Below are 24902 nucleotides of genomic sequence, written 5' to 3'. Positions count from 1 at the left end.
CGGCGTTGCGCAAGTGATCGAATCACGGGAAAAGGAGTTCCAAAGATGAATGCAGAGCAGACCATTTCCGATCCATCCTCGCAGAAGGCTCGATTCATCAAACTTGGACCAGGCGAGGGTCTGGAAACTCGCGTCGACATCGCACCGATCTACTTGCTCAAAGCGGGCGCCGCCCATACCGACGGCCAGTACTCAGTCCTTGAGGTCTCGGTGAACCACGACATCCCACTCCACATCCACGACACCGCTGACGAACTCTTCTTCCTGCTGGAAGGCACGCTACGGGTGACCTTTGACGACGAGCAGCATGAGGTCGGCCCGGGTAGTTTTATGTTCCTGCCTGCAGGGATTCCCCATGCGGTCAAGACGGTAGGGAAGACCGTGCCGCGTCTTCTGCAGATATCGGTTCCCGGAGGTTTCGAGCACTTCATCGAAGATATGGTTGAGCTTCAAGCCAAGGGTAAGGCGATGGAATTGGATTCGGAGGAGTTCCGAGAGTTCTCGCGTAAGCACGACTGGACCTTGCTCGGGTCGGCTGGAAGCGCTGATCCCGACACTGACGAACCGCAGGCTTCGTAGCTGCTGACGCCGCCCGCGCCCAGCGCCTGGGCGCCACCGGCGCGCCCTTCATCGTCATCGACGGCACGTATGGCATCCCCGGAGCGCAGGACAGCGACGGCCTTCTCGACGTGCTGTGCACGGCCTGGGACGCCTCCCACCCACTCACCCTCGGCACCGACGGCGACGCTGCGGTCTGCGGCCCCGACGGCTGCGCCGTACCAGCCCGCAGCTGACCGCCACCGGTCACTCCACGATCCGCCCCCCGACCCACCCTTGATCGTTTCGAAAGGCTGAATTCTCCATGTCCTACCTGCTGCACATCGACGCCTCCTCGCTCGACGAGGCATCCGTCTCCCGTCAGGTCGCCCGGTCCTTCCGTGACGAGTGGAAGGGCCCGGTCGTCCACCGCGACCTGGCCGCCTCCCCCGCCCCGCACCTCAGCGCGGCGGGCATCACCGCCCGCACCACCGACCCCGCCGAGCACACCCCCGAACAGGCGAAGGCCGCGGCGGTCCAGGACGAGCTGATCGAGGAGTTCCTCGGCGCCGACGCCTACCTCTTCACCGTGCCGATGTACAACCTCACGATGCCGTCCGTGTTCAAGGCATGGCTGGACCAGATCATGGTCGCCGGCCGCACCCTGAGCTTCGACGGACCCCCTCCCACCCTCGGCCGCCCCGCCACGGTGATCTCCGCACGCGGCGGCGGCTACGGCCCGGGCGCCCCGAAGGAGGGCATGGACCACCTGGTGCCGACGCTGGAAACCGTCCTGGGCCACCCGGCCAACCTCGGCCTCGACCTGACGACGATCCTGCCCGAACTGACCATGGCCCCGTACGTGCCGATGATGGCCCCGCTGCTGCCGGTGCACGAGGCGTCCATGACCAAGGCGCACGAGGAGGCCCGCCGCCTGGGCTCTGCCCTGACCGGCCGACAGGCCGCCTGAAACACCCCTGAACTGCCCGAAAGGCGTTTGATCACCATGAGCAACCTCCTGGTCCTCGGCGGCAGCGGCCGCACCGGCACCCACGTCCTGGAGCACGCCGCCCAACGCGGCCACCACGTCCGCGCCCTCGTCCGCAACCCCGACACGGTGCAGGCACCGGCCGGCGTCGAACTGATCCAGGGCACACCCGCCGACATCGACGACATCCGCAAGGCCGCCGAAGGCACCGACGCGGTGATCAGCGCGCTGAACAACGCCCGCACCTCCGACAACCCGTGGGCCAAGCCGGTCAGCCCGCCGACGTTCATGACCGACGCCACCCGCAACACGCTCACCGTCATGCGCGAACAGGGCATACCCCGCATCGTGCTGACGTCCACGCAGGGCGCCGGCGACGACTGGGCCCGGCTCAACCCGCTGGTCAAGGCGTTCATCGACCTGTCGAACATCAAGGCAGGCTTCGCGGACCACACCGGCCTCGACCAGCTCGTCCGCGCCTCGTCCGGCATCGACTGGACCCTTGCCCGCGCCGTCACCCTGACCAACAAGCCCCTGAGCGGTCCCGTACGGGCAGCCGAGGCCGGCACCGAAAAGCCCGGCGCACGGATCAACCGCGCCGACCTCGCCCACTTCCTCGTCCAGACGATCGAGGACGACACCTGGATCCGCAAAGCCCCCCTCGTCTGGAACACACGAGGATGACGCCCTCGGGCGGTCCGTGAACCGGACCCTGTTCCACCCCACCCCACCACCGCGCCGCAATCTGAACAGTGAAGGGGAGAACATCCCATGTCCAAGGTGATCGCCATCTTCGGCGCAGGCAAGGGCCTCGGCGCCTCCGTCGCGCGCCGCTTTGCCCGCGAGGGTTTCCGTGTGGCGCTCATCGCCCGCGGCAAGGAGCGTCTCGACGCCCTCGTCGAGGAGCTGAAGGCCGAAGGCATCGACGCGGCCGGTTTCACCGCCGACCTGTCCAAGCCCGAGCAGGCCGCCGCCACGGTCCAGGCCATCCGTGACCACTTCGGTCGCATCGACGTGGTCGAGTACGGTCCGATCAGCGGCGAGCAGGCCTTCGCTCCCGCCGCGAAGCTGGACGCGGCCACCCTGCGCAAGGACAGCCCGCTGCTCCTGCTCACCCCGGTCGAGGTGGCCCAGGCCGTGCTGCCGGAGTGGAACGAGCGCGGCGATGGCGCCTTCCTGATGACCACCGGCGCCACGGCCGGCTCCCCGCGCCCCTTCGCCAGCGGCGTCGGCCCGCTCATGGCAGCCGCCCGCAACTGGCTCTTCTCGCTCAACGGCGAGCTGGCCGACGCCGGCATCTACGCCGGCACCCTGTCCATCGCCGCGTTCATCGCCCGGAGCGAGATGGGCGAACTCGCCGCGAGGAGCCTGGCCAAGACCGGCTCCGGCACGGGCCCGCTCGTCGACCCGGACGCGCTGGCCGACCAGTACTGGGACATGTACACCAAGCGTGACCGCGTCGAGCAGCTCTTCCCCGAGTACGACGCCGCCTGAGGTAACGGCTGGGCAGGTGCTGCCCTACCGGCCCAATAGGACACCGCGCGGGGTGCGGCGCCCGGACGCACAGCCGTGCCCCGACGGTAGTCGAACGGGAAAGCCCACGAGCCTCCGCGGCCCGGCAGCGCAGCCCGCGTTGCCGAGCCCTCGGCCGCCCCGCCATCAGCTCACCCGACCTCATCCCTGCCGTGATCCACACACTGTCAACCCTGCCTGGGGGCGAGTCGCTCCGCGAGGTCCGCTTCAAGCTGTCGAACATCAAGGCGGGCTTCGCGGACCACACCGCCCTCGACCAGGCCGTCCGCGCCACGTCCGGCATCGACTGGACCCTGGCCCGCGCCGTCGCCCTCACCGACAAGCCCCTCAGCGGCCCCCTACGGGCCGCCGAGGCCGGCACCGAAAAGCCCGGCGCACGGATCAACCACGCCGACCTCGCCCACTTCCTCGTCCAGCCGATCGAGGACGACACCTGGATCCGCAAAGCCCCCTCGTCTGAAGCACACGAGGATGACCCACCCCATGATCCACACCCACCTCATGCACCACAGCTGTCCGACCTTAGGCGCGCCGTCCCCCGACGGCGACGCCGGACTGGAGTGACATGACAACAACCGACACCCCCCACACCGACATCGCGTTCAACCAGCGCCTGCGCGTCGTGTTCGACGATCTCCAGAAGACGTTCGGGGACGTGGCGCTCAGGCAGGGCATCACGTTCGAGGAGCTGGGCCAGGCCATCACCTACGTGACGAAGCTGGTCGCGTCAGGGGAGTTCCCGCTGGCGACGATCCAGCTCCTCGCCAACCGCACGATGGAAGTCAGTTACGGCAGGGCCTACGCCCACCCGGAGAAGGACGGCGCCTCCACCTGGATGGCGACCGGGCCCGCCTACGTCCCCGGGGCACCGCAGATCGGCAACCCCGGCGTGCTGCCGATGGCACCCGACGAGCCCGGCGAGACCCTGATCGTGTCCGGCACCGTACGGTCCACCTCGGGCAAACCGCTGCCCGGCGCGGTCATCGATCTCTGGCAGACCACCGCCAACGGCCAGTACTCGGGCCTGACACCCGAGCAGGCGGGACCCCTGGACGGCCTCGACGTCGTCGGCTTCGACCTCCCCAAGTACCACCTGCGCGGCAAGATCGTCACGGATGCCGAAGGCCGCTACGAGTACCGCACCGTCGTACCCGGCGAGGAAGCCTCGGCGGTGCCGGGCAGCCTGCTCGACAACCTCCTGCTCATGCTGGGACGGGCCAACTCCCGCGCCAGGCACATCCACGCGCACATCACCCACGACGACCATCACATGCTCACCCACCAGATCCACTTCGACGGCGACCCGCTCGTCGACATAGTCACCGAGGGCGCCATCGCCCGGGAGATGATCCACAAGACCGAACTCCACGAGGCCCCCTCCGAGTGGGAAGCACGCGGTCTGACCGGCCCCTACCGCACCCTCACCTGCGACTACACACTCCGCCCCATCGGCTTCGACGAGGTCAAAGACCCCTACCACCTCGAAGGCTTCTGGAAGCAGTGACCCGCAGCAGGTGAACAACAGGATGTGGGCGGCGCCTGACAGCGCCGCCCACGGCCGACAAGGGAGGAATCCACATGCCTGGCAAGACCCCACTTCCCGAACACCGCGAGGACACCAGCATGACCAGCCCGCTCAGCGGCAAGACCGCTCTCGTCACCGGATCCAGCCGCGGCATCGGCCGGGCCACCGCCCTCGGCCTCGCCCGCGAGGGGGCCCTGGCCGCCGTGCACTACGGGCGCGACAAGCAGGCCGCCCAGCAGACCGTCGACCTTATCGAGAAGGACGGCGGACGGGCCTTTGCCGTCGGCGCGGAACTGGGCACGCCCGGCGCCGTCGATCAGCTGTTCGACCAGCTGGAGGCCGGACTGCGCGAACACACCGGCGAGACCGTCCTGGACATCCTGGTGAACAACGCCGCCGCGACGATGCCCGCCGGCAGCGCCCCGGAAGAGGTGTCCGCCGAGCAGATCGACGAGATCTTCGCAGTCAACGCCAAGGCCCCCTTCCTCCTCGTCCAGCGAGCTCTCGGGCTGATCCCGGACGGCGGACGCGTCATCAACATCTCATCCGCGGTCACGCGCAGGGCTGAGCCGTCGCAGGTCGTCTACGCGATGTCCAAGGGCGCGCTCGACCAGCTCACGCTGCACTTCGCCCGGCACCTCGCCCCTCGGCATCACGGTCAACAGCGTGCCCCGGTCTCACGGACAACGGCAGCGCGGTCTTCCAGATGCCCGGGGCGCGCGAACAGATGTCACAGCTGTCGGCGTTCAAGCGCCTCGGTGAGCCGGAGGAGGTCGCCAATGTGGTGGTCTTCCTCGCCACCGACCGGGCGCGCTGGATCACCGGAGCCTCCCTCGACGCCACCGGCGGCAGCCTCCTCGGCTAGCAGCCCGCTCCACCGCGTCCCCTCCCTCGCTCTCTCCCCGAAGGACTCCACCCCTGATGAACATCTTCCTGTGGATCGTGCAGGCCGTACTGGCCGTCATGTTCGCCATGGCCGGTGTCATGAAAACCACCCAGCCCAAGGACAAGCTCGTCGAGAAGCTGCCCTGGGTGGCGGACTTCTCAGCTGGCACCGTCCGCTTCATCGGCATCGTGGAATTCGCCGGTGCCCTCGGGCTGATCCTGCCCGCGGCCACCGGTATCGCCACCGTGCTGACACCACTGGCCGCCGTCGGCCTCGGTATAACAATGCTGCTGGCCGCGACGTACCACGCCCGCACGAAGGAATTCCCCGCGATCGGCCTCAACGCCGTCCTGCTGATCCTTGCCGTACTGGTGGCCTGGGGACGCTTCGGCCCGTACAGCCTCTGAAGCCGCCATCCGCTCCGAGTCCCAGGTACGGGGGCCCGGTTCGTCACAGATCACCGGGTCCCGTCGCCCGCCCCACTTCTTACTGTCTCCGCCCTGACCGCCCCACCGGCGTTGTACAAGTGGTCGAATCACGAGAAAAGGAGTTCCAAAGATGAATGCAGAGCAGACCAATTCCGATCGATCCTCACAGAAGGCTCGAGCGCCAGGTCGCCGACAAGAGTAACGAGATCCCCGCCTTCGCCCCGCTGCTGGACACCCTCGACCTGACCCACACGGTGATCACCGCCGACGCCCTGGACACCCAGCACGCCCACGGCACCTACCTGCGCGAGCGCGGCGCCCACTACATCGCCCACGTCAAGGCCAACCACCCCGGCCTCTTCGACCGCGTCCGCCGTCTGCCCTGGCGCGAGATGACCCTTGTCCACTACGAGCGCACCCGCGCCCACCACCGCCAGGAGATCCGCAGGCTCAAGACGGCCGCCTTCGACCCCATCGACTACCCCGACGCGAAGCAGGCCCTCCAAGTCGTCCGCTGGAGACGGGACCCAGCCACCGGCGCCCAACTCGCTGCCTGGATCCGCGGCCACTGGACGATCGAGAACCTGCTGCACCACGTCCGCGACCGCACCTTTCGCGAGGACGACTCCAAAATCCGCACCGCCGCCCTGCCCCGCACCATGGCCAGCCTGCGCAACCTCGCCATCAGCGTCCACCGCCAGGACGGCCACACCAACATCGCCGCAGCCTTCCGCCAGACCGCCCGCGAACGCCTCCGACCCCTGACCGCCCTCGGCATCACCGGATGAACCCGGACAAGATCACTTCACGCAAAGACCCTGCGGTCAAACAGTCTCGGTAGCTGCCTCAGAATCCAGCGGTGGTAGTGAGCGTTGTGGCCCCAGGGATAGGCGGCATTGAACCGTTCAAGAGCCCGAAGGACACGAGGCGACAAGACCTTCATCCACCCAGTTCACCAAGTCCCGGCAGCATGCACACCCCCTTCCGGAGCAAAGATCAACAACGCCGGAAGGAAGAAGAACACCTACTGAGTCCCGCCGGGCCTATGACGGCCGTCACGACCCGGTGCCGTACGCCCAGTTCCTCGCGCTGATCGAAGCCGCGTCCAGGCCCGGGCCCAGAGCCTCACCAACCCCCCGACCACGAGGTCACCCGTTCCTGCGCGGGTGCCGCTCTCCATTCCTCGCCGTGGCCCATCGAGGTCACCGACGACGAGCGGAGCACCGTCCTGACCGCCGCGGACGGCGGGGTCCTGCGCTTGCACCGCGCCCTGGACCCCACCACACCCGACACCCGCCCCGCGACGGCGGCCGGCCAGGTCAGCGGCGCCTGGGAGGCCGGCGACGGCACCCGCGCCCGGGCGGTGTCCGCCACCGTGCACGTCGACGGACCGGCACGGGGCTGACGGGCGGGGCCCCGGCCTCTAGAACATGCCGTTGCCGTTGGCCGAGGTCTCCGGGACGTTCTGGATGATGTCCCAGTGCTCGACGATCTTGCCGTTCCGCACCCGGAACAGGTCCAGGATCGCCGCGCCCCGGTCTCCCGGATAGTTGACGTAGTGGCTGTGGACGGCCACCAGGTCGCCCTCGGCGATGATCCGCTTCGGGGTGACCGTCAGTTGCGGTGCCGAGGCGAAGTAACCGCCGAGGCCGGCCTTCGCGGCGGGCACGCCGCTCTGCATCTGCGTGTTGTGCTGGAGGTAGCCGGGGTCCCAGTAGCGGTCGAGGGCGGTCAGGTCCTTGTGGACCATGAGCTCGTCGAAGGCCTTGGTGACCAGCGCCTGGTTGGCCTGGGTGAGCCGGTGGTCCAGGGGCTGCGAGACCTGCGGTGAACTCAGCGTGGAGAACATGTCGTTGCCGCTGGCCGTGGTGTCCGGCACGTTCTGGATCACGTCCCAGTGCTCGGCGAGCTTCCCGCCCTGGAAGCGGAAGATGTCGATGACGGCCGCACCCTTGGTGCCCGGGACCAGCACCACGTTGGAGTGGAGCATCACGAGGTCGCCCTGGGCGATGGCCCGCTTGACGTTGTACCGGGCGTCGGGGAACTGCTGGTGGATCGAGGTGGCCAGGGCCTTGAGGCCCGCCGAGCCGTCGGCCGCGGTCGGGTTGTGCTGGATGTAGTCCGGCCGTACGTAGCGGTCGACGACCGCGGTGTCCCCGCGCTCGAACACCCTCTTGGTGACAGTGATGGCGACGGCCTTCTGGTAGCCGAGGCGGGTGGTGTCGCCGTAGCCGCCCTGGCCGTGGTGGTCGCCCTGGCCGTGCGTCGCGTGTCCGGCGGCCGGGCCGTGCGGGGCTGCCGCGGCGGGTACGGCGGCCGCGGCCAGGACCGCAGCGGCGGCGAGGAAGGCGATGGCGGTTCTGCGGGCGGGGGTGGTGGGGGCAGTGGGGGGCATGGTGCGCTCCAAACGTCTCATGCGTGCAAAACCGGGAATTAACTTGAAACATCAAACTCTGCATCGGCAGATAATCACCGCGGAGCGGTCCACGTCAACCGTCTTTGCCGCCCTCTGGCGTTCCTTGACACTCCTCGACGCTCTTGCCTGGAGCGCTCTCGAAGCTGTGGGCTGGGTGGTGATGAAGTACACGCAGCTCGGACCCGCGGCACTCAAGATCAACCGACTCGTCCTCGGCATGAGGTTCACGCGGGTCCGGCACCTCGGCCAGCCGTTGCAGCAGGCCCGGGACCCCCTCGGGCCTGGCCTGCGGATCCGCGGTTGGTCGAAGCAGACGGGATCAACGATGGTGCGTCGGCAGGCGGCGGTGTGATCGCAAGAGCCAGAGCGACACCATGTCAACCAGATCACCGCTGCGCACGACCGTCCGGGCTCTCGGCCTCGTGACCGACGTTCGACGGCCGAGTCGCCCTGGAGGCCAGGCGGCTGCTCGCGCACACCGACGAACCGGTGGCGACCATCGCGCGCCGCCTCGGCTTCCCCGAGCCCACCAACTTCGGCAAGTTCCTCACCCGTCACACCGGTACGGCCCCCGGCGCGTTCCGGCTCGCCCACCAGGGCCGGTAGCCGAGTCGGACCCGCCGCTCGGCCGGTGAGGGATGATCGGTGGGCGGATGGAAGCAGCTACGGGAAGGGGCGTCAGGACCGTGGACGAGCATGCGGAGATCTCGACGTCGAGCGACGCCGCGAACAACGCGCTGATCCTGGCCTTCGGGCGCTTGCAGGGGGCCGCGAACCGGCTGGAGTACATCCTGGGGCGGGCTCTTGAGGTGGAGTGCGGTATCAGCCATCTGATGTTCGAGGTGCTGCTCATCCTGGGTAGGGCGGGGGAGCCGGGGCTGTCGATGCGGGCCGTCGCCCAGGAGCAGGTCCTCACGACAGGTGGCGCCACGCGTCTGGTGGACCGTATGGAGGCGGCGGGCCTGGTCGAACGCGTCGAGGATCCCGGTGACCGGCGCGGGCGGCTGGTGCGCCTGACGCCGCTCGGTGAGGAGACCACGGTCTCCGCGTCCCGGGTCCATGTCGAGAACATCAGGCGCTACTTCCTGGCGCCCCTCCCGGTGGAGGACCGGCACCGGTTCGCCGAAGACCTGCGCATCCTGAGCCACACGGCACGGGACACACTGCCCCGGCTTCCCTGAGGGTCGTGGGCCGTCCCGTAGGAGCCCCTCCCCGCATGCGTCGCCGCACCCGACCGGCGACGACCTCCAAGCCGCGCAGCACGTCATTGATCTGCGCCCCCGCGTCATGGCGCATGTCAACCTGGCTGTCGGCCCGCTCCCGGCGATCTCCCCCGCGCGGACAGCGACCCCAAGGCGAGATGCGTTCGAATGGTCACACGCTTGGTCGCTCCTTGACTCCAGGTTCCTGCCGGATTCATGAGCTGCGCCGACCCGTGAACCAGGATGAATCGCCTGACAGTCGACTTCAGAATATCTGACTAGTCAGATATTGTTGTGGTCGGTGAACCGCTCGCACCAGGCGAGCGCCCCACCCGATGCCGAGGTTCTCGATGCAGCTCGTCTACGCCTTCGACGCCTACTGCGGCTGGTCGCACGGGTTCTCCCCCACCCTGCGCGAAGCCGTCTCCCGCCACCCGGACATACCGGTGGACGTCATCTCCGGCGGCCTGTTCACCGGCTCGCGCCGGGTCCCGATCCGCGAGTTCGGCTACGTCCAGGGCGCCAACGCCCAGATCGCCGAGCTCACCGGCGCCGAGTTCGGCGAGGGATACGACCGACTGATCGCCGACGGCTCGTTCGTGATGGACTCCGAGGCCGCCGCGCGCGGCGTCGCCGCCCTGCGCCGGGTGGCCCCCGACCGGGCGGCCGAGCTGGCCGGCGCCCTCCAGCGGGCCTTCTACGTCGACGGCCTCAGCCTGTCCGAGTCCGCCACGTACCGGAAGATCGCCGAAGAGGCCGGCCTGGACGCCGACGCTGTCGTTTCCGCCTTCGAGTCCCCCGAGGCGTACGACGCGGCGGCGGACGACTTCCGCCGCTGCGCCGAGCTGGGCGTCACCGGCTTCCCCACCCTGCTCGCCGTCGACGGTGGCCGCGTCGCCGTCCTGGCTCACGGCCACGCCACCGCCGACGAGGTCGACCGGCGACTCGCCGCCCTCTCCTGACTGCGCAAATCCCCATCCCCGCAAGGAGCACCAACCATGAGCAGCAGCACTCTCTCCTTCAAGGTCCTCGATCTCGACTTCCCGGCCGGCAGCAAGAACAAGACGGCCACCCTCGTCACCGGCGAGAGCGAGGCCCTGCTGGTGGACGCGGCCTTCACCCGCGCCGACGGCCACCGCCTGGCCGCCGAGATCCTCGACTCCGGCAAGACGCTGACCACCGTCTTCGTCTCCCACGGCGACCCCGACTTCTACTTCGGCGCCGAGGTCATCGCCGACGCCTTCCCCGAGGCGAAGTTCGTCGCCACCCCGATCGTCATCAAGCACATCGCCCACTCGTACGAGGGCAAGCTCAAGGCCTGGGCTGCGCTCGGCCCGAACCTGCCCACCCGCCTGGTCGACCTGACCCCGCTCACCGGCGACCTCACCCTGGAGGGCCACCGCTTCGAGCTCAAGGGAGGCCCGGCCGGCCTGCCCGACCGCCATTACCTCTGGCAGGCCGAGCACCGCGCCCTGCTCGGCGGTGTCCTGCTCTTCCAGCAGGAGCACGTCTGGGTCGCCGACACCCCCACCCCCGGCGACCGCGCCGCCTGGATCGACCTCCTCGACGAGATGGCCGCCCTCGACCCGCACCTGGTCGTCCCCGGCCACCGCCTCCCCGGCACCGCGGCCGACGGCTCCGCCATCAGCGCCACCCGTGACTACCTGGTCGCCTTCGAGGAGGAGCTGGGCAAGGCCGCCGACGGTGCCGCGCTGAACGACGCCCTCGTCAAGCGCTTCCCCGACAACGGCATGCTGATCGCCGCCCAGATCGGCTCGAAGGTCGCCAAGGGCGAGATGAAGTGGGGCTGACCATGAGCGAGTTCGCCACCTCCACCGCGCCCGCCGACGTCGTGCGCCGCCAGTACCTCGCCTCGGCCGCCGGTGACCTGGACGCCCTGCGCGCCACCCTCGCCCCCGACGTGGAGTGGACGGAGATGGCCGGCTTCCCGCTGGCCGGGACCTACCGCACGCCCGACGGCGTCACCTCGAACGTCATGGAGCAGCTCGGCAAGGAGTGGGAGAGCTGGGCCGCGCACGACGACACCTACGTCGTCGACGGCGAGAACGTCGTCGTCCTCGCCCGCTACACCGCGACCAACAAGGCCACCGGCAAGCCGATCGACGTCCGCGTCGCCCACCACTTCGTCGTACGCGGCGGACTCATCGTCCGCTTCGAACAGTTCGTCGACACGGCGCTCGTCCGCGACGCCATGAACGACTGACCCTCCCGCCACTTGAGGACAGCTCAGATGAACCCCACTGTCGTTCTCGTGCACGGAGCGATGCACACCCCGTGGATCTTCGAACCCCTGCGTGAGAGGCTCAGCGCCCGCGGCATCGCCTCCCTAGCCGTCCAACTGCCCAGCAGCAGTCCCGACAGCGCGGCCACCCAGGGGCTGGCCGACGACGTCGAGGTGGTGCGCGCCGCTGTCGCGGCTGTCGACGGACCTGTGGTGCTCGCCGCGCACTCCTACGGCGGAGTGCCAGCGACCTGGGCTGCCGCCGAATCGGGCCAGGTCGCGGAGCTCGTCTACATCGCCGCCTTCGCCCTGGAAGCGGGCACCTCGATGCTGGAGTGGATGGGCGGCGACTTCCCGCCCACCTGGAACCACTCGCCCGACGGCCTGGCCGTCAAGGCGGGAGACGCCGAGGAGTCCATCTTCAGCGGTGTCGACCCCGCTCTGACCACCGAGGCCGTCGAACGCCTCAACTGGCAGGGCATGCGCGCCTTCACCGAGAAGCTGGGTGCCGCACCGACCGACGTTCCCCTGACGTACGTCGTGGCCACCGAGGATCCGGCACTGCCGCCCGCGGTGCAGGAACAGTGGGCCGCGCGTGCCGCACACAGTGTGCGTGTTCCCTCCGGGCACTCCCCGCACCTGTCCCATGCCGACGAGGTAGCCGACGTTCTCGCCAGGGCCGTCGCGCGGGCCTCGTCCAACAGGTCCTAGCTGTACTGATCACGAGCGTTGTGACACGCACTGGGCTTGATCATGGCGAAGAACTCCGGTGTGGTCCTGACCTCCACGACCCGGGGATCGGGTGCCGCCGCGAGCAAACGGTCCAGCACGTCCGCAAAGTCGGCCGTCCTGAGGGTGCCGTTCAGGCTGACGGCGGAGGGCTTGGTGAAGGTGCAAGTGCAGGTGCCTGGAGCCCGAAGGTCGCCCGGCCGCCGGCCCGCCGTGGCGGCTCCTGCGGAGCCGGACAGGACGGCGCCGAACCGCTCCGGGTCTGATGGAGTCGGGAGACGTCAGAGTCTCCGCGGTCCCGGAGCGGTTCGCCCGCGCTCGGTTCGCTCGATCGGTAGAGGTCCGGTCAGACCGCTTCGAGTTCGAGGCCGAAGTACCCGCCGCCCACGGGGTAGGTGCGGCCGAGGCGCCAGCCGGAGGCCGAATGCCACGCCCCACACCACCGTCTTCGCCAGGAACCGGTGAGTGGGCGTTAGCTCCTGGCCCAGATCGACGAACGACAGGCCGTCGGCCGCGAGGAAGCAGCCCGTCTGCGCGAGCAGATCGCCCGGTTCAGCGAGCAACTCGCCGCCGTGGAGTACCGGCTGGAGCGGCTGGAAATCACCCGGGAGACCGTCCTGGAGATCGCCGAGGCCAACGATCCCGGCGGCTCCGAGCCATTGCCGTCCGCATACCGTCGGATCCTCGCCCTGCTCGAGGACGACGATCACGACTACGGGTCAAGGACCTCTGCGAAGCCCTGGAAACCGGCACAGAGAACCGCCACGTCGAAGGCTCCCGGGCCAAGCTCAAACGCCTCGTGAGCCGCGGCGTCCTCACCGAACCCGGCCGGTTCACCATGCCCTGACCGGCGAGGTGAACCGCCGCGAAGGCTCACAGAACACCCACCGAGGGATGCATTACTGCACCACGCTTGTCTCCCTTGTCGGCTATCCCTGTGCGTGTTCAGGCAACCCAACCGGACAGGACCCCCTAGCGACGGGGTACTTGCGGCACCCCTCCCTGCGTTCCCGGGCCTGGCCGTACCTGAGACAGCCCTGGCGATTCCCCCCTTCCTGCAGACAGGGATGACCGCCCGAATCGTCGCCATCCGCTCCCGCCTTGCTTGCACAGCCCTGTCTCCGTCCTGTGTCAGCAGTTGTGCATAGAGGCTTCCTCGGACGGGTCATCGCGTTTATGCCGAGCTGACCATCTCCGTCGTGGCTTTGGACTCTGCCGTCGCCTTGGACGCAGCACCCTCACCTTCCAGCCCACGCGCTACACGGTCCAGGCAGACCCTTCACGCCTCAGGCAGGCCCTGCTCGGACGAACCGCCCCTACCTGTCCCATGCGCGGGTCCCCACATCCAGGACACTCCCGACGTTGCCTTACCCCCTGTCGAAGACCCCCTGAGCCATGCCGTGCAGGAGACATGCCGATACAGGGGCTGCCTCTTCACGCACCCCAGAAAGAGACAGGGGTTTTCCACTCAGGAAACCGAGAACTGCGAAAGAAGGCAACCTCCATTCCGGAAATTACCCCTGAAACACAAGGGGCGGAATGCCATCCCAAATAAAGCAGCCCTACCTTTGCACCAAAACAGCGAAACGTTTCTCCCGTTCAGGTAGGACCTGGATAACAAAACAGGAATTTTCGACTCTGTTCGCACAGGTAACCCGACAGGTAATTGACCTTGTCGCTACTTCGAGTGAAGCACCCCTTGCGAGAGGGGTAACTTATGCATTCTCATAGGTAGGTTTCTGCAATGATCGAAACCCTTCCATGGGAAGAAGTGGCCGGTAACCCCGACAAGTACATCCAGCTCTTGGAGGAGAAAGAACTCGAACTGCAGCGCGACACATTCAAGGTCCGCCAAGAGCTTCGCCTCGTACGCCAGGTAAAGAAGCAGATGCAGATCGCAGAAGAGTGGCGGACATCGGGCATCCCTGAGCAGCGCCAAGCCGACACCGACTCCGAAGACACCGAGACGACGACAGTAGCCGACGGTATCCAGACCCTACCTCGCAAGACCCGCATCCTGCGGCTCATGGCCCAGGACCCGACGCGGCAGTGGAAGGCACTGGAAGTAGCCAACGCCCTCAATGAAGCCGGCAAGATCAAGAGCGTTCGCGTGGCAGCGGATGAACTAGCAAAGGCCGGATCTCTGATCAAGCTGCCGAATGCCTTCTACCAGTACGCACCACCTCAGCAGCCTTAAAACCAAGAAGGCCGCCACCAAGGAGTCCAGTCCAAGGTGACGGCCAACGGCGACGAACCCACCTAGAACCTTCCACAGTGCCGGATCAGTTCGTCACGTTGCATTTTACGAGCGGCCGAGGGCCGCCGGTAGCGCACGACGAAATATGGTCCTGCCCTTCGCCCGAAGGGATGACCGCCCCTATGTTCGGCTTCGAACAGCCATTCCGTGCTCCAAGTCCGCATACCGGCGGCTCCCAGCAGCGGCCCGTTTCACACATTCCGCCCCGGCCAAAGATCACAGTCGAGCGCCTTTTCAAGGCTGGCAATGGTCAGCAGGTCGGGCCACGCCTCGCCGGAGAGCGCCTTGGCGATCGTGAAGCGGGCGACGCCACTTTCGCGCGACAGCCGAGCAACGGACCAGCCCCGCCGGTCGAGTGCGGCCTTGAGCCGAGCAGCCATGGCCTGAGCGACCCGCGCCCCGTGGTGCTCCTCCATGACGGCCTCAGGCCACGTACCGCCGGCGCAGTACGCGCGCGGCGGCAGTCGGCGGGCATCTCCTTGGGGCATGAGGTGAAGTCTGACCCATCCGGTCCTCCCCGGTCGCGCGCGGCTGCTGCCACCGATACATGTTATTCGAATAGCACCCCTCCGGCTGGGGTGTTGGTGTGGCGGCATGTGATGAGTCAGCGGATTGGTGCCTACGTCCCGTCCGGCTCCCCCGCGGGGTGGAGCCGCGTCGGCGACGAAGTGCGCCGCGTCGTCCGCCTCGCTGATCCCTTGACGTCATACAAAGCGCGTGAACTGCTCTCCGCACTGGCCCAGTTGGCTCTCTTCTGCAACGGCGAGGGCCTTCCCGGGAAAGCCGAGGTGTGGCTCTCCCGGGAGATGATCGAGCGATTCATCGCCGTCGGCTGCCCCAGCGTGAGAGAGAGCACCCGCGGCAACTACCGGACCAGGCTCCTGCGGCTCAGCGAGATCGTCCTCGGCGGCGCATGCCGGACCGGGAAGCCTGCCAAGCTGTCGGCCTCGGTCCCCAACAGCCCCTACACCCGGACCGAGCTGGCGGACCTGTGGGGCTGGGCCAGTGGCCAGGCCACTGAGGAGCTTCGCTGGGGCTGCAAGACCCTCATGGCGCTCGGGCTCGGCGTCGGCCTCGACTCACCCGAGGTCATCCCGCTGCGCGTCCATGACGTCCGCAAGGCTTCGAGCGGTGAGGGCGCGGTCGTCGTGGTCCCGCGCGGTCCCCGGAAGCGGGAGATCCTCTGCCGTCGGCCCTGGGAAGGCGTTTTGGCATCCGCCGCGGACCGTCTGGAGACCCCCGGCGCAGCCCAGTACCTGTTCCGCCCCAACTGCCACAGCCGCGGCACCAACACCGTCACGAACTTCCTGGCCCGCGCCCAGCCCAGCCCGAACGTCCCTCGACTGGTCATGGGCCGCCTCAGATCCACGTGGCTGGTCGAACTCTTCGAGGAGCGGCTTCCCATCACCGTCATCGTGGCGGCGGCCGGTGTAGACACACTCCACGGCCTCTCCCGCATCCTGCCGTTTCTGAGCGCCGTCCCCGCCGAGGAAGCCGCCCGCCTACTGCGAGGCAGCCAATGACGGCGCCACGCAGCCTGTCCTCCAGCGATCGCCATGAGCGCCTCCTGGCGATGCGCGCCAAGCGCAGACTCATCGACGCCGCCGACGTCGAGGCGGCAGTCGAGGAAGTCGACGAGAGCCAACTCGTCCCTCTGCTAGAGGAGTTCGTCCACCTCCCTCGCGGCCGACACCGCACCTTGCACCTCAGAAACCTCTTGGTCGGCCTCCACCTCTGCACCCAGGAAACCGGCGGCAAGATCGTCCTGGAACGGGTCACGGACATCCTGTACTTCCGCATCAACCCGCAGCTGCGCGCCCGGCTCGACGTACCCGAGTACGAAGACCACGACCAGGGATTCGAGGCGGCCTACGCGGTGGTCCGGCGAATCTTCCACGCCATGAAGGACGCGATGAACCCCTCCCCGCTGCCACCCAACGGGCACCTCTCACGCGAGGAGGCGCACGCACTGACGGCGGCAGCCGACATCGACGAGTTGACCGAGAGGGAACGACGGCTGGCCCTGTTCACCGAGTTCGTCCTGGACGCCTCCGTACGCCCCCTCCACGATCTGCTGGCAGAAATGGCCGAGGTCTCCCTGGGCATCGACGCCACCCCCGTCCGCACCTTCTCCCGCGGCCGCCGTACGAACGGACCCGAGCTCGCCACCGACCCGGACGCCGGCTGGTACGTACGCGAAGGCGACCACCGCGACCCGGATGTGCCGGTGTCCGACTCCATGCGCCCGCCTGCCCCGCCCGCCAAGAAGGGCAAAGCCAAGACGTCTCTGGTCAAGAAGAAGACCTCGCTCAAGAAGAAGTACCTCTTCGGCTACGACGCCCACCTCATCGTGACCCGTGACACCGAACACGACGCCGTACTCCTCGACGACGGCACCCCGAACCCCGACATCCTCCCGGCCCTCGTCCTCGGCGTCGCCCTCGACAAGCCCGGGCAACGCCCGGCCTACAACGGCCTGAAGGTCCTCAACCGACTCCAGGAACGTGGATACAAACCCGGCTACCTCGCCGGTGACCGCGCCTACAACAACTCCGAGCCCACTGAGTGGCAGATCCCCGTCCGGGCCATGGGCTACAAGCCCGTCTACGACTACCGAGGAGACCAGCTCGGAAACCAGGGCGGAACGGAAGGCGCGATCCTCGTCGAGGGCCGCTGGTACTGCCCGTCCATGCCGGAGCCCCTGATCAACGCCACCATCGACCTGTATGCCGAGCGCATCGACCGTGAGACGTGGGTCCGGCTGATCGCCGCGCGCCGCGGCTACCGCCTCATGCCGAAACAGAACGCAGACGCCGACGGCTACCAGCGGATGATGTGCCCCGCCGAAGCGGGCAAGGCCCAGTGCCTCATCAAGCCCCACACCCTGGGCCGCGGCATCCACCTTCCCCTCGTCGACCCGGAGCCCAGCCCAGCGGGCCCGGTCAAGGTCTGCCGCCAGAAGGCCATCACCGTCAGCCCAGAAGCCGGTGCCAAGCAGTGGCAGGCTCTGGAGTACGGCGGCCCAGAATGGCAGAAGGTCTACTTCCGGCTACGCAACAGCGTCGAGGGCTACAACGGATACGCCAAGAACCCCCTCGCCGAGGGCATCGAAGCCGCCGGCTCACGCCGCATTCGCGGCATCGCCGCCCAAACGATCCTCCTGGCGTTCCAACTCGCCCACGCCAATCGCCGCAAGATCAAGAAGTGGCTTGAGACGCTGACGCTCGGCGGCGAACGCCCCCGCCGCCGAAGCCATCACAGGCAGAAAACCAAGGAGCCCGTCGTCTGGACACCCACCGGGCATCTGATGCCGGCCGCCTGGCCGGGCCAGCCCCACCCCCCCCAGCACCATCCGGACAACAATCAGCAGCACCAAAAAGCAGGGCCCCGACCGTGAGATACCTCACCGCCGGGGCCCTGCCACGTCCCGGTCCGGGTCGCAGCCACCAGCACAACGAGAAACGGGCCCTCACCGTGACTTTCGTCACTGGTGAGAACCCGTTTCGTCGGTATCTCTCTGTGCGCGAGGGGGGAGTTGAACCCCCACGCCCTTGCGGGCACTGGAACCTGAATCCAGCGCGTCTGCCTATTCCGCCACCCGCGCATTGGGTGTGTCTTCCGGCTTCAGCCCCGTTGTTTCCTTCGGGCTGGCCCCTTCCGACATCGAGAACACTAGCACGTGGGACCGGGTGGGTTCACATCCCTTGTCTCTGGGCAGCGCTCACCTGGTGATCAACGTGATCACCGTGATCACGTACCGGGCGGTCGGCGTTCACGTATCAACCTCGTACCGGTCCACGTCATCTGCCCAGGAGACGGATCGGGTCCACAGTCAGGTGCGGGACACTGGTCATGAGCCACCTCTACGATCCTGGGAAGAAGGAGCGCCGATCCTCGACGGGAGAAGCGCACCGAGCGGTTCGAAGAGGGGCCGCTCGGGGAACCGGCTGATTGCCGGGCGCGTAGATACGATCAGTGAGCGGTAACGGTCACGGCAGGCAGTACGGGCAAGGCGACAGAGGAGGTGCCCTGTGGGAGTCCTGAAGAAGTTCGAGCAGCGTCTCGAAGGTCTGGTCAACGGCACCTTCGCAAAGGTGTTCAAGTCCGAGGTCCAGCCCGTGGAGATCGCCGGTGCGCTGCAGCGCGAGTGCGACAACAACGCGACCATCTGGAACCGGGACCGGACCGTCGTACCCAACGACTTCATCGTGGAGCTGAGCGCCCCCGACTTCGAGCGGCTCAGCCCCTACTCCGGGCAGCTCGGCGACGAGCTCGCCGGGATGGTCCGCGACTACGCCAAGCAGCAGCGCTACACCTTCATGGGCCCGATCAAGGTCCACCTGGAGAAGGCCGACGACCTCGACACCGGCCTGTACCGGGTGCGCAGCCGCACCCTCGCCTCCTCCAGCAACCAGCAGGCCCCGGACCGCGCTCCCGCGGGCGGCGCCCCGCAGCGACCGGGCGGCTACGGCTACCCGCCGGCCGGCGGGGCCGCCCCGCCGATGCCGAGCGCGCCGCCGCCCGGCGCCCCGCAGCGCCCCGGCGGCTACGGCTACCCACAGCCGACCCAGCCCGCCGGCCAGCGGCCCGCCGGACCCTCGGGACCCGTCGGCGCCCCGGCGCCCGGCTCCCGCACCCGCTACTGGATCGAGATCAACGGCACCCGCCACCAGATCTCCCGCGCGACACTCGTGCTGGGCCGCAGCACCGAGGCCGACGTGCGGATCGACGACCCCGGCGTCTCCCGCCGGCACTGCGAGATCCGGACCGGAACGCCCTCGACGATCCAGGATCTCGGGTCCACCAACGGCATCGTGGTGGACGGGCAGCACACCACCCGCGCTACGCTCCGCGACGGCTCGCGGATCGTCGTGGGCAGCACCACCATCATTTACCGGCAAGCCGAAGGGTGAAGCGGGGGCAATGTCAGAGCTGACCCTCACGGTCATGCGGCTGGGTTTCCTGGCCGTACTGTGGCTGTTCGTGATCGTGGCCGTGCAGGTCATCCGCAGCGACCTGTTCGGTACGCGCGTCACCCAGCGCGGATCGCGTAGGGAAGAAGGACGTCGGCAGCAGCCCGCCGCCCGGCAGCAGGCCGCGCCCCCGCAGCAGCGCGGCCAGCAGCCCGCGGGCGGCGGCCGCCGGCGCAACGCCCCCAGCAAGCTGGTCGTCAGCGAAGGCACCCTGACCGGGACGACGGTCGCGCTCCAGGGGCAGACCATCACCCTGGGCCGCGCCCACGACTCGACGATCGTGCTGGACGACGACTACGCCTCCAGCCGCCATGCCAGGATCTACCCGGACCGCGACGGACAGTGGATCGTCGAGGACCTCGGCTCCACCAACGGCACGTACCTGGACCGCTCCCGGCTGACGACTCCCACGCCGATCCCGCTGGGCGCCCCGATCCGCATCGGGAAAACCGTCATCGAGCTGCGGAAGTAGTGCTACATCATGATTAGGCGCGAGCGGAGCGAGCACGCAGCGGCGGACCGGACGCCGGTCCTTTGCGCGCTCCCGACCGGAGGGTGGGCACCGTGCGGATGTACCCGGAGCCGACGGGCGAGGTGCGCATGAGTCTGTCACTGCGCTTCGCCGCCGGATCGCACAAAGGCATGATCCGGGAGGGCAACGAGGACTCCGGCTACGCCGGTCCCCGGCTGCTCGCCATCGCCGACGGCATGGGCGGCCAGGCCGCCGGCGAGGTCGCCTCCTCCGAGGTGATCTCCACCCTCGTCACCCTCGACGACGACGTTCCCGGCTCCGACATCCTCACCTCCCTCGGCCACGCCGTGCAGCGCGCCAACGACCAGCTGCGCGCCATGGTGGAGGAGGACCCGCAGCTGGAGGGCATGGGCACCACCCTCACCGCCCTGCTGTGGACCGGCCAGCGACTCGGCCTCGTGCACGTCGGCGACTCCCGCGCGTACCTGCTGCGCGACGGCCTGCTCACCCAGATCACCCAGGACCACACCTGGGTGCAGCGGCTCGTCGACGAGGGCCGGATCACCGAAGAGGAAGCCACCACCCACCCGCAGCGCTCGCTGCTGATGCGCGCGCTGGGCAGCGGCGAACACGTCGAGCCCGACCTCTCCATCCGCGAGGTGCGCGCCGGGGACCGCTACCTCATCTGCTCCGACGGACTCTCCGGGGTCGTCTCCCACCAGACCCTGGAAGAGACGCTCGCCAGCTACCAGGGCCCGCAGGAGACCGTGCAGGAGCTGATCCAGCTCGCGCTGCGCGGCGGCGGCCCCGACAACATCACCGTCATCATCGCGGACGTCCTCGACCTGGACACCGGCGACACCCTCGCCGGCCAGCTCTCCGACACCCCGGTCGTGGTCGGCGCCGTCGCGGAGAACCAGCAGCACCTGCACGACAACGGCTTCATGCAGACCCCGGCGGGCCGCGCCGCCAACCTCGGCAGGCAGGGCCACGGCCAGGGCGGCGGCGAGTTCGGCCCGCCCGGCTCCGGCGACACCACCGGCTACGCCCCGTCCGGCAGCTTCGGCGACTACACCGACGACGACTTCGTCAAACCCCGCAAGGGCCGCAAGTGGCTGAAGAGATCCTTCTTCGGCGCCCTCGCCCTCGCCGTCGTCGGCGGAGGCCTGTACGGCGGCTGGCGCTGGACGCAGACGCAGTACTACGTCGGCGCCAACGGCGAGCACGTCGCGCTGTACCAGGGCATCAGCCAGGACCTGGCCTGGGTGTCGCTGTCGAAGGTAGAGACCGACCACCCCGAGATCGAACTCAAGTACCTGCCGCCCTACCAGCAGAAGCAGGTCAAGGCCACCATCGCCGAGGGCGGTCTCAAGGACGCCCGGTCCAAGGTCCAGGAACTGGCCGTACAGGCGTCCGCCTGCAAGAAGGAGTCGGAGCGCACCGCGGCCCAGTCCACGACCAGCTCCAAGACCGGACAGGGCAAGGCCGGCGGCACCACGGGAACCACCAAGACCTCTCTCACGTCCAAGGCCTCGCCAAGCCCTTCGCACTCGGCGTCCTCCACGGCGTCACCGTCCCCGTCCCCCTCAGCGACCCCCAGCCCCGGCCCCACCCTCTCGGAGGATGAGCAGAAGGTCGTCTCGCTGTGCGGTAAGCAGTAGGCAAGCCGTGAGAGGCCCCGTCACACCATGAGCAGTACTACCAACACGTCGACGCACCACACGTCCACGATCGGCTCCATCGGCGCGCCGAGCCGACGCAACACCGAGCTCGCGCTCCTGGTGTTCGCCGTCGCCATCCCGGTGTTCGCCTACGCCAACGTGGGCCTGGCCATCAACGACAAGGTCCCCGCCGGCCTGCTCAGCTACGGCCTGGGCCTCGGCCTCATGGCCGGCGTCGCCCACCTCGCCGTCCGCAGATTCGCCGCGTACGCGGACCCCCTGCTGCTGCCGCTGGCCACGCTGCTCAACGGCCTCGGACTGGTGGTCATCTGGCGGCTGGACCAGTCGAAGCTGCTGCAGTCCATCAAGCAGGCCGGCACGGCGGCACCCCGGCAGCTGCTCTACACGGCGATGGGCATCGCGCTCTTCGTCGTGGTGCTGATCTTCCTCAAGGACCACCGCGTCCTGCAGCGCTACACCTACATCTCGATGGTGGGCGCGCTCTTCCTGCTGCTGCTCCCGCTCGTCCCCGGCCTCGGCGCCAACATCTACGGCGCGAAGATCTGGATCTCGGTCGCGGGGTTCTCCATCCAGCCCGGTGAGTTCGCCAAGATCGTCCTGGCGATCTTCTTCGCCGGCTACCTGATGGTGAAACGGGACGCCCTCGCACTCGCCAGCCGCCGCTTCATCGGCCTCTACCTGCCGCGCGGCCGCGACCTCGGTCCGATCCTGGTCGTCTGGTTCATCTCGATCCTCATCCTGGTCTTCGAGACCGACCTCGGTACCTCGCTGCTGTTCTTCGGCATGTTCGTGATCATGCTGTACGTCGCCACCGAGCGGACCAGCTGGATCGTCTTCGGCCTGCTGATGTCCGGGGCCGGCGCGGTCGGCGTGGCCAGCTTCGAACCGCACGTCCAGCAGCGTGTCCAGGCCTGGCTCGACCCGATGAAGGAGTACACGCTCAGCCAGCAGGGCGTGGCCGGCCACTCCGAGCAGTCGATGCAGGCGCTGTGGGCCTTCGGCTCCGGCGGCACCCTCGGCACCGGCCTCGGCCAGGGCCACTCCGACCTCATCCGCTTCGCCGCCAACTCCGACTTCATCCTCGCCACCTTCGGCGAGGAACTGGGCCTGGCCGGCCTCATGGCGCTCCTGCTGGTCTACGGCCTGATCGTGGAACGCGGTGTCCGCACCTCGCTCGCCGCCCGCGACCCGTTCGGCAAGCTGCTCGCCATCGGCCTCTCCGGCGCCTTCGCGCTCCAGGTCTTCGTCGTCGCCGGCGGCGTGATGGGCCTCATCCCGCTGACCGGTATGACCATGCCGTTCCTCGCCTACGGTGGTTCCTCGGTCATCGCCAACTGGGCGCTCATCGGCATCCTCATCAGGATCAGCGACACCGCACGCCGCCCGGCACCCGCCCCCGCCGGCAACCCCGACGCCGAGATGACCCAGGTGGTCCGCCCGTCATGAACAAGCCCCTGCGCCGGATCGCGGTCTTCTGCGGCCTCCTGATCCTCTCCCTGCTGCTGCGCGACAACTGGCTCCAGTACGTCAAGGCCGACACCCTGCGGACGGACCCGAAGAACCGCCGCGTCACGATCGCCCGCTACTCCACCCCGCGCGGCGACATCATCGTCGACGGCAGCCCCATCACCGGATCCACCGCGTCCGGCTCGTCCGGCCTCAACGACCTCAAGTACAAGCGCACCTACAAGAACGGCCCCATGTGGGCCCCGGTCACCGGCTACGCCTCCCAGGCCTTCGGCGCCAACCAGCTGGAGTCCCTCGAGGACGGCATCCTCACCGGCAACGACGACCGGCTCTTCTTCCGCAACACCCTCGACATGGTCACGGGCAAGCAGAAGCAGGGCGGCAACGTCGTCACCACGCTGAACGCCGCCGCGCAGAAGGCCGCGTACAACGGCCTGAAGAGCCAGGGCGGCAAGGGCGCGGTCGTCGCCCTGGAGCCCTCCACCGGCAAGATCCTGGCCCTCGCCTCCTACCCGTCGTACGACCCCTCGGTGTTCGCCGGGAACTCGAACAACGACGCCGCGGCGTGGAAGAAGCTGCAGAAGAAGTACGACCCGAACGACCCGATGCTGAACCGGGCGCTGCGCGAGACCTACCCGCCGGGCTCCACCTTCAAGGTGGTCACCGCCGCGGCCGCGCTCCAGAACGGGCTGTACACCTCGGCGGACCAGGCCACCAACTCGCCGCTGCCCTACGTCATGCCGGGTACCACCACCGAGCTGAAGAACGAGGGCAACATCCCCTGCAAGAACGCGACCATGCGAGTCGCGCTGCGGTACTCCTGCAACACCGTCTTCGGCAAGATCGGCGCCGACCTCGGCAACGACAAGATGCTGGCCGAGGCGAAGAAGTTCGGCTTCGACCAGGAGCAGTTCACACCGGTCCGCTCCAGCGCCTCGGTCTTCTCCGACAAGATGAACCAGTCGCAGACAGCGCTGTCCTCGATCGGCCAGTTCAACACCGCGGCCACCCCGCTGCAGATGGCCATGGTCGCCTCCGCGGTCGCCAACGACGGCAAGCTGATGAAGCCGTACATGATCGACAAGCTGCAGTCCTCGGGTGTGGACACGATCTCCCAGACCGACCCGAAGGAACTCAGCCAGCCGCTCTCCTCCGCCAACGCCCAGATCCTCCAGTCGATGATGGAGACGGTCGTCAAGGAGGGCACCGGCACGAACGCGCAGATCAACGGCGTCACCGTGGGCGGCAAGACCGGCACCGCCCAGCACGGTGTGGAGAACAGCGAGAACCCCTACGCCTGGTTCATCTCCTACGCCAAGCTCCCCGACGGCAGCAAGCCCGTCGCGGTCGCCGTGGTCATCGAGGACGACCAGGCCAACCGTGACGACATCTCCGGCGGCGGCCTCGCGGCCCCGATCGCGAAGAACGTGATGGAGGCGGTCATCAACTCCAAGAAGTGAGCCCGATCACGTTCGCTTCACATCGGTGCACGTTGCGATACCGGTCCTGTATCGGGTTACGGGCTTGGCCAGGTCACACAAACACAGCCGGGTACGGTAGGCCCG

The 24902-nt window shown here is 68.2% G+C and carries 27 protein-coding genes, 1 tRNA gene and 3 pseudogenes; 27 read left to right on the top strand and 4 right to left on the bottom strand.

The features are described 5' to 3' along the window. Positions 1–45 precede the first annotated feature (45 nt). The 10 genes and pseudogenes from AB0G52_RS03770 to AB0G52_RS03725 all read left to right on the top strand — a co-directional run bounded on the left by AB0G52_RS03770 (position 46) and on the right by AB0G52_RS03725 (position 6685). Positions 46–579, top strand: a complete 534-nt coding sequence (locus tag AB0G52_RS03770) for a cupin domain-containing protein (protein WP_361333350.1) — start codon at positions 46–48, stop codon at positions 577–579. Between the two features lie 283 nt (positions 580–862). Then, positions 863–1507, top strand: a complete 645-nt coding sequence (locus tag AB0G52_RS03765) for an NAD(P)H-dependent oxidoreductase (RefSeq protein WP_132888395.1) — start codon at positions 863–865, stop codon at positions 1505–1507. A 36-nt stretch (positions 1508–1543) separates the two neighbouring features. Then, positions 1544–2209 carry an NAD(P)H-binding protein gene (locus AB0G52_RS03760; protein WP_361333347.1) on the top strand — a complete coding sequence of 222 codons (666 nt, stop codon included), beginning with the start codon at positions 1544–1546 and terminating at the stop codon, positions 2207–2209. Positions 2210–2296: 87 nt separating this feature from the next. Beyond that, complete coding sequence (locus AB0G52_RS03755) at positions 2297–3019, top strand: SDR family NAD(P)-dependent oxidoreductase (RefSeq protein ID WP_132888393.1); 723 nt, start codon at positions 2297–2299, stop codon at positions 3017–3019. A 191-nt stretch (positions 3020–3210) separates the two neighbouring features. Next, on the top strand, positions 3211–3627 hold the full coding sequence (locus AB0G52_RS03750; protein ID WP_361333344.1) for an NAD(P)H-binding protein: 417 nt from the start codon (positions 3211–3213) through the stop codon (positions 3625–3627). Beyond that, positions 3624–4562: a catechol 1,2-dioxygenase gene (locus tag AB0G52_RS03745; RefSeq protein WP_132888392.1), complete on the top strand. Its 939-nt coding sequence runs from the start codon at positions 3624–3626 to the stop codon at positions 4560–4562. The genes AB0G52_RS03750 and AB0G52_RS03745 overlap by 4 nt, the downstream gene beginning before the upstream one ends. Before the next feature lie 74 nt (positions 4563–4636). Further along, positions 4637–5173 (top strand): annotated as a pseudogene (locus tag AB0G52_RS03740) (SDR family NAD(P)-dependent oxidoreductase); the annotation flags it as partial. A 137-nt stretch (positions 5174–5310) separates the two neighbouring features. After that, the gene (locus AB0G52_RS03735) at positions 5311–5448 is read left to right on the top strand and encodes an SDR family oxidoreductase (RefSeq protein WP_361333340.1); all 138 of its coding nucleotides are present in this window, start codon (positions 5311–5313) and stop codon (positions 5446–5448) included. A 56-nt stretch (positions 5449–5504) separates the two neighbouring features. After that, positions 5505–5876: a DoxX family protein gene (locus AB0G52_RS03730; protein ID WP_132888391.1), complete on the top strand. Its 372-nt coding sequence runs from the start codon at positions 5505–5507 to the stop codon at positions 5874–5876. Positions 5877–6031: 155 nt separating this feature from the next. Continuing rightward, the gene (locus tag AB0G52_RS03725) at positions 6032–6685 is read left to right on the top strand and encodes an ISAs1 family transposase (protein WP_361333337.1); all 654 of its coding nucleotides are present in this window, start codon (positions 6032–6034) and stop codon (positions 6683–6685) included. Between the two features lie 38 nt (positions 6686–6723). On the opposite strand, the pseudogene AB0G52_RS03720 reads toward AB0G52_RS03725, so the two are convergent. Then, positions 6724–6840, bottom strand: a pseudogene (locus AB0G52_RS03720) (SAM-dependent methyltransferase); the annotation flags it as partial. Between the two features lie 315 nt (positions 6841–7155). On the opposite strand from AB0G52_RS03720, the gene AB0G52_RS03715 reads away from it, so the two are divergent. Further along, positions 7156–7302, top strand: coding sequence for a hypothetical protein (locus AB0G52_RS03715; RefSeq protein WP_361333334.1), 147 nt, complete (start codon positions 7156–7158; stop codon positions 7300–7302). Positions 7303–7320: 18 nt separating this feature from the next. Here AB0G52_RS03715 and AB0G52_RS03710 read toward each other — a convergent pair whose 3' ends face one another. Further along, on the bottom strand, positions 7321–8292 hold the full coding sequence (locus tag AB0G52_RS03710; RefSeq protein WP_132888390.1) for a nuclear transport factor 2 family protein: 972 nt from the start codon (positions 8290–8292) through the stop codon (positions 7321–7323). Here AB0G52_RS03710 and AB0G52_RS03705 point away from each other — a divergent pair. The 9 genes and pseudogenes from AB0G52_RS03705 to AB0G52_RS03665 all read left to right on the top strand — a co-directional run bounded on the left by AB0G52_RS03705 (position 8291) and on the right by AB0G52_RS03665 (position 14683). Further along, positions 8291–8665 carry a hypothetical protein gene (locus AB0G52_RS03705; RefSeq protein WP_132888389.1) on the top strand — a complete coding sequence of 125 codons (375 nt, stop codon included), beginning with the start codon at positions 8291–8293 and terminating at the stop codon, positions 8663–8665. The genes AB0G52_RS03710 and AB0G52_RS03705 overlap by 2 nt on opposite strands. Before the next feature lie 83 nt (positions 8666–8748). Continuing rightward, positions 8749–8919 (top strand): annotated as a pseudogene (locus tag AB0G52_RS03700) (helix-turn-helix domain-containing protein); the annotation flags it as partial. Positions 8920–8999: 80 nt separating this feature from the next. Further along, on the top strand, positions 9000–9494 hold the full coding sequence (locus tag AB0G52_RS03695; protein ID WP_132888388.1) for a MarR family transcriptional regulator: 495 nt from the start codon (positions 9000–9002) through the stop codon (positions 9492–9494). Positions 9495–9865: 371 nt separating this feature from the next. Then, positions 9866–10477, top strand: coding sequence for a DsbA family protein (locus tag AB0G52_RS03690; protein WP_132888387.1), 612 nt, complete (start codon positions 9866–9868; stop codon positions 10475–10477). A 36-nt stretch (positions 10478–10513) separates the two neighbouring features. Beyond that, the gene (locus tag AB0G52_RS03685) at positions 10514–11326 is read left to right on the top strand and encodes an MBL fold metallo-hydrolase (protein ID WP_361333329.1); all 813 of its coding nucleotides are present in this window, start codon (positions 10514–10516) and stop codon (positions 11324–11326) included. Positions 11327–11328: 2 nt separating this feature from the next. Further along, complete coding sequence (locus tag AB0G52_RS03680; RefSeq protein WP_361333326.1) at positions 11329–11739, top strand: nuclear transport factor 2 family protein; 411 nt, start codon at positions 11329–11331, stop codon at positions 11737–11739. 27 nt (positions 11740–11766) lie between these two features. Further along, entirely contained in the window at positions 11767–12468 is a 702-nt protein-coding gene (locus tag AB0G52_RS03675) for an alpha/beta hydrolase (RefSeq protein WP_132888385.1), read from the top strand. 590 nt (positions 12469–13058) lie between these two features. Continuing rightward, on the top strand, positions 13059–13289 hold the full coding sequence (locus AB0G52_RS03670) for a hypothetical protein (RefSeq protein WP_361333323.1): 231 nt from the start codon (positions 13059–13061) through the stop codon (positions 13287–13289). 941 nt (positions 13290–14230) lie between these two features. Then, entirely contained in the window at positions 14231–14683 is a 453-nt protein-coding gene (locus AB0G52_RS03665; protein WP_132888384.1) for a hypothetical protein, read from the top strand. A gap of 251 nt (positions 14684–14934) precedes the next feature. Here AB0G52_RS03665 and AB0G52_RS03660 read toward each other — a convergent pair whose 3' ends face one another. Next, the gene (locus AB0G52_RS03660; RefSeq protein WP_132888383.1) at positions 14935–15159 is read right to left on the bottom strand and encodes a helix-turn-helix transcriptional regulator; all 225 of its coding nucleotides are present in this window, start codon (positions 15157–15159) and stop codon (positions 14935–14937) included. Positions 15160–15441: 282 nt separating this feature from the next. Here AB0G52_RS03660 and AB0G52_RS03655 point away from each other — a divergent pair, with 282 nt between their 5' ends. Together AB0G52_RS03655 and AB0G52_RS03650 are read left to right on the top strand one after the other, a co-directional pair. Next, positions 15442–16266: a hypothetical protein gene (locus tag AB0G52_RS03655; protein ID WP_361333319.1), complete on the top strand. Its 825-nt coding sequence runs from the start codon at positions 15442–15444 to the stop codon at positions 16264–16266. After that, positions 16263–18140, top strand: a complete 1878-nt coding sequence (locus tag AB0G52_RS03650) for a hypothetical protein (protein ID WP_361333317.1) — start codon at positions 16263–16265, stop codon at positions 18138–18140. Before AB0G52_RS03655 ends, AB0G52_RS03650 begins: the two co-directional genes overlap by 4 nt. A gap of 123 nt (positions 18141–18263) precedes the next feature. Here AB0G52_RS03650 and AB0G52_RS03645 read toward each other — a convergent pair. After that, positions 18264–18347 (bottom strand) — tRNA-Leu (locus AB0G52_RS03645). Positions 18348–18774: 427 nt separating this feature from the next. Here AB0G52_RS03645 and AB0G52_RS03640 point away from each other — a divergent pair. The 5 genes from AB0G52_RS03640 (at position 18775) to AB0G52_RS03620 (ending at position 24797) form a co-directional block, all read left to right on the top strand. Beyond that, complete coding sequence (locus AB0G52_RS03640) at positions 18775–19656, top strand: DUF3662 and FHA domain-containing protein (RefSeq protein WP_132888382.1); 882 nt, start codon at positions 18775–18777, stop codon at positions 19654–19656. Between the two features lie 10 nt (positions 19657–19666). Then, positions 19667–20188, top strand: a complete 522-nt coding sequence (locus tag AB0G52_RS03635; RefSeq protein ID WP_132888381.1) for an FHA domain-containing protein — start codon at positions 19667–19669, stop codon at positions 20186–20188. Between the two features lie 98 nt (positions 20189–20286). After that, complete coding sequence (locus AB0G52_RS03630; RefSeq protein ID WP_207921698.1) at positions 20287–21849, top strand: Stp1/IreP family PP2C-type Ser/Thr phosphatase; 1563 nt, start codon at positions 20287–20289, stop codon at positions 21847–21849. A 27-nt stretch (positions 21850–21876) separates the two neighbouring features. Then, positions 21877–23316, top strand: a complete 1440-nt coding sequence (locus AB0G52_RS03625) for an FtsW/RodA/SpoVE family cell cycle protein (protein ID WP_132888379.1) — start codon at positions 21877–21879, stop codon at positions 23314–23316. Further along, a complete protein-coding gene (locus AB0G52_RS03620; protein WP_132888378.1) occupies positions 23313–24797 on the top strand; it encodes a penicillin-binding protein 2 in 1485 nt (494 codons plus the stop codon). The genes AB0G52_RS03625 and AB0G52_RS03620 overlap by 4 nt, the downstream gene beginning before the upstream one ends. Positions 24798–24902 lie beyond the last annotated feature (105 nt).

Origin of the sequence: Streptomyces sp. NPDC021562 (assembly GCF_040640875.1) — a bacterium.
Classification (GTDB): Bacteria; Actinomycetota; Actinomycetes; order Streptomycetales; family Streptomycetaceae; genus Streptomyces.
This window is presented reverse-complemented; position numbering and strand designations above follow the sequence as displayed.

Excerpts from the sequence above, each read along its gene's own strand:
- AB0G52_RS03770 (WP_361333350.1), top strand. The coding sequence starts at position 46 with ATGAATGCAGAGCAGACCATTTCCGATCCATCCTCGCAGAAGGCTCGA.
- AB0G52_RS03765 (WP_132888395.1), top strand. The coding sequence starts at position 863 with ATGTCCTACCTGCTGCACATCGACGCCTCCTCGCTCGACGAGGCATCC.
- AB0G52_RS03760 (WP_361333347.1), top strand. The coding sequence starts at position 1,544 with ATGAGCAACCTCCTGGTCCTCGGCGGCAGCGGCCGCACCGGCACCCAC.
- AB0G52_RS03755 (WP_132888393.1), top strand. The coding sequence starts at position 2,297 with ATGTCCAAGGTGATCGCCATCTTCGGCGCAGGCAAGGGCCTCGGCGCC.
- AB0G52_RS03745 (WP_132888392.1), top strand. The coding sequence starts at position 3,624 with ATGACAACAACCGACACCCCCCACACCGACATCGCGTTCAACCAGCGC.
- AB0G52_RS03735 (WP_361333340.1), top strand. The coding sequence starts at position 5,311 with ATGTCACAGCTGTCGGCGTTCAAGCGCCTCGGTGAGCCGGAGGAGGTC.
- AB0G52_RS03730 (WP_132888391.1), top strand. The coding sequence starts at position 5,505 with ATGAACATCTTCCTGTGGATCGTGCAGGCCGTACTGGCCGTCATGTTC.
- AB0G52_RS03725 (WP_361333337.1), top strand. The coding sequence starts at position 6,032 with ATGCAGAGCAGACCAATTCCGATCGATCCTCACAGAAGGCTCGAGCGC.
- AB0G52_RS03705 (WP_132888389.1), top strand. The coding sequence starts at position 8,291 with ATGGTGCGCTCCAAACGTCTCATGCGTGCAAAACCGGGAATTAACTTG.
- AB0G52_RS03710 (WP_132888390.1), bottom strand. The coding sequence starts at position 8,292 with ATGCCCCCCACTGCCCCCACCACCCCCGCCCGCAGAACCGCCATCGCC.
- AB0G52_RS03690 (WP_132888387.1), top strand. The coding sequence starts at position 9,866 with ATGCAGCTCGTCTACGCCTTCGACGCCTACTGCGGCTGGTCGCACGGG.
- AB0G52_RS03685 (WP_361333329.1), top strand. The coding sequence starts at position 10,514 with ATGAGCAGCAGCACTCTCTCCTTCAAGGTCCTCGATCTCGACTTCCCG.
- AB0G52_RS03680 (WP_361333326.1), top strand. The coding sequence starts at position 11,329 with ATGAGCGAGTTCGCCACCTCCACCGCGCCCGCCGACGTCGTGCGCCGC.
- AB0G52_RS03675 (WP_132888385.1), top strand. The coding sequence starts at position 11,767 with ATGAACCCCACTGTCGTTCTCGTGCACGGAGCGATGCACACCCCGTGG.
- AB0G52_RS03665 (WP_132888384.1), top strand. The coding sequence starts at position 14,231 with ATGATCGAAACCCTTCCATGGGAAGAAGTGGCCGGTAACCCCGACAAG.
- AB0G52_RS03660 (WP_132888383.1), bottom strand. The coding sequence starts at position 15,159 with ATGGAGGAGCACCACGGGGCGCGGGTCGCTCAGGCCATGGCTGCTCGG.
- AB0G52_RS03650 (WP_361333317.1), top strand. The coding sequence starts at position 16,263 with ATGACGGCGCCACGCAGCCTGTCCTCCAGCGATCGCCATGAGCGCCTC.
- AB0G52_RS03635 (WP_132888381.1), top strand. The coding sequence starts at position 19,667 with ATGTCAGAGCTGACCCTCACGGTCATGCGGCTGGGTTTCCTGGCCGTA.
- AB0G52_RS03630 (WP_207921698.1), top strand. The coding sequence starts at position 20,287 with ATGTACCCGGAGCCGACGGGCGAGGTGCGCATGAGTCTGTCACTGCGC.
- AB0G52_RS03625 (WP_132888379.1), top strand. The coding sequence starts at position 21,877 with ATGAGCAGTACTACCAACACGTCGACGCACCACACGTCCACGATCGGC.
- AB0G52_RS03620 (WP_132888378.1), top strand. The coding sequence starts at position 23,313 with ATGAACAAGCCCCTGCGCCGGATCGCGGTCTTCTGCGGCCTCCTGATC.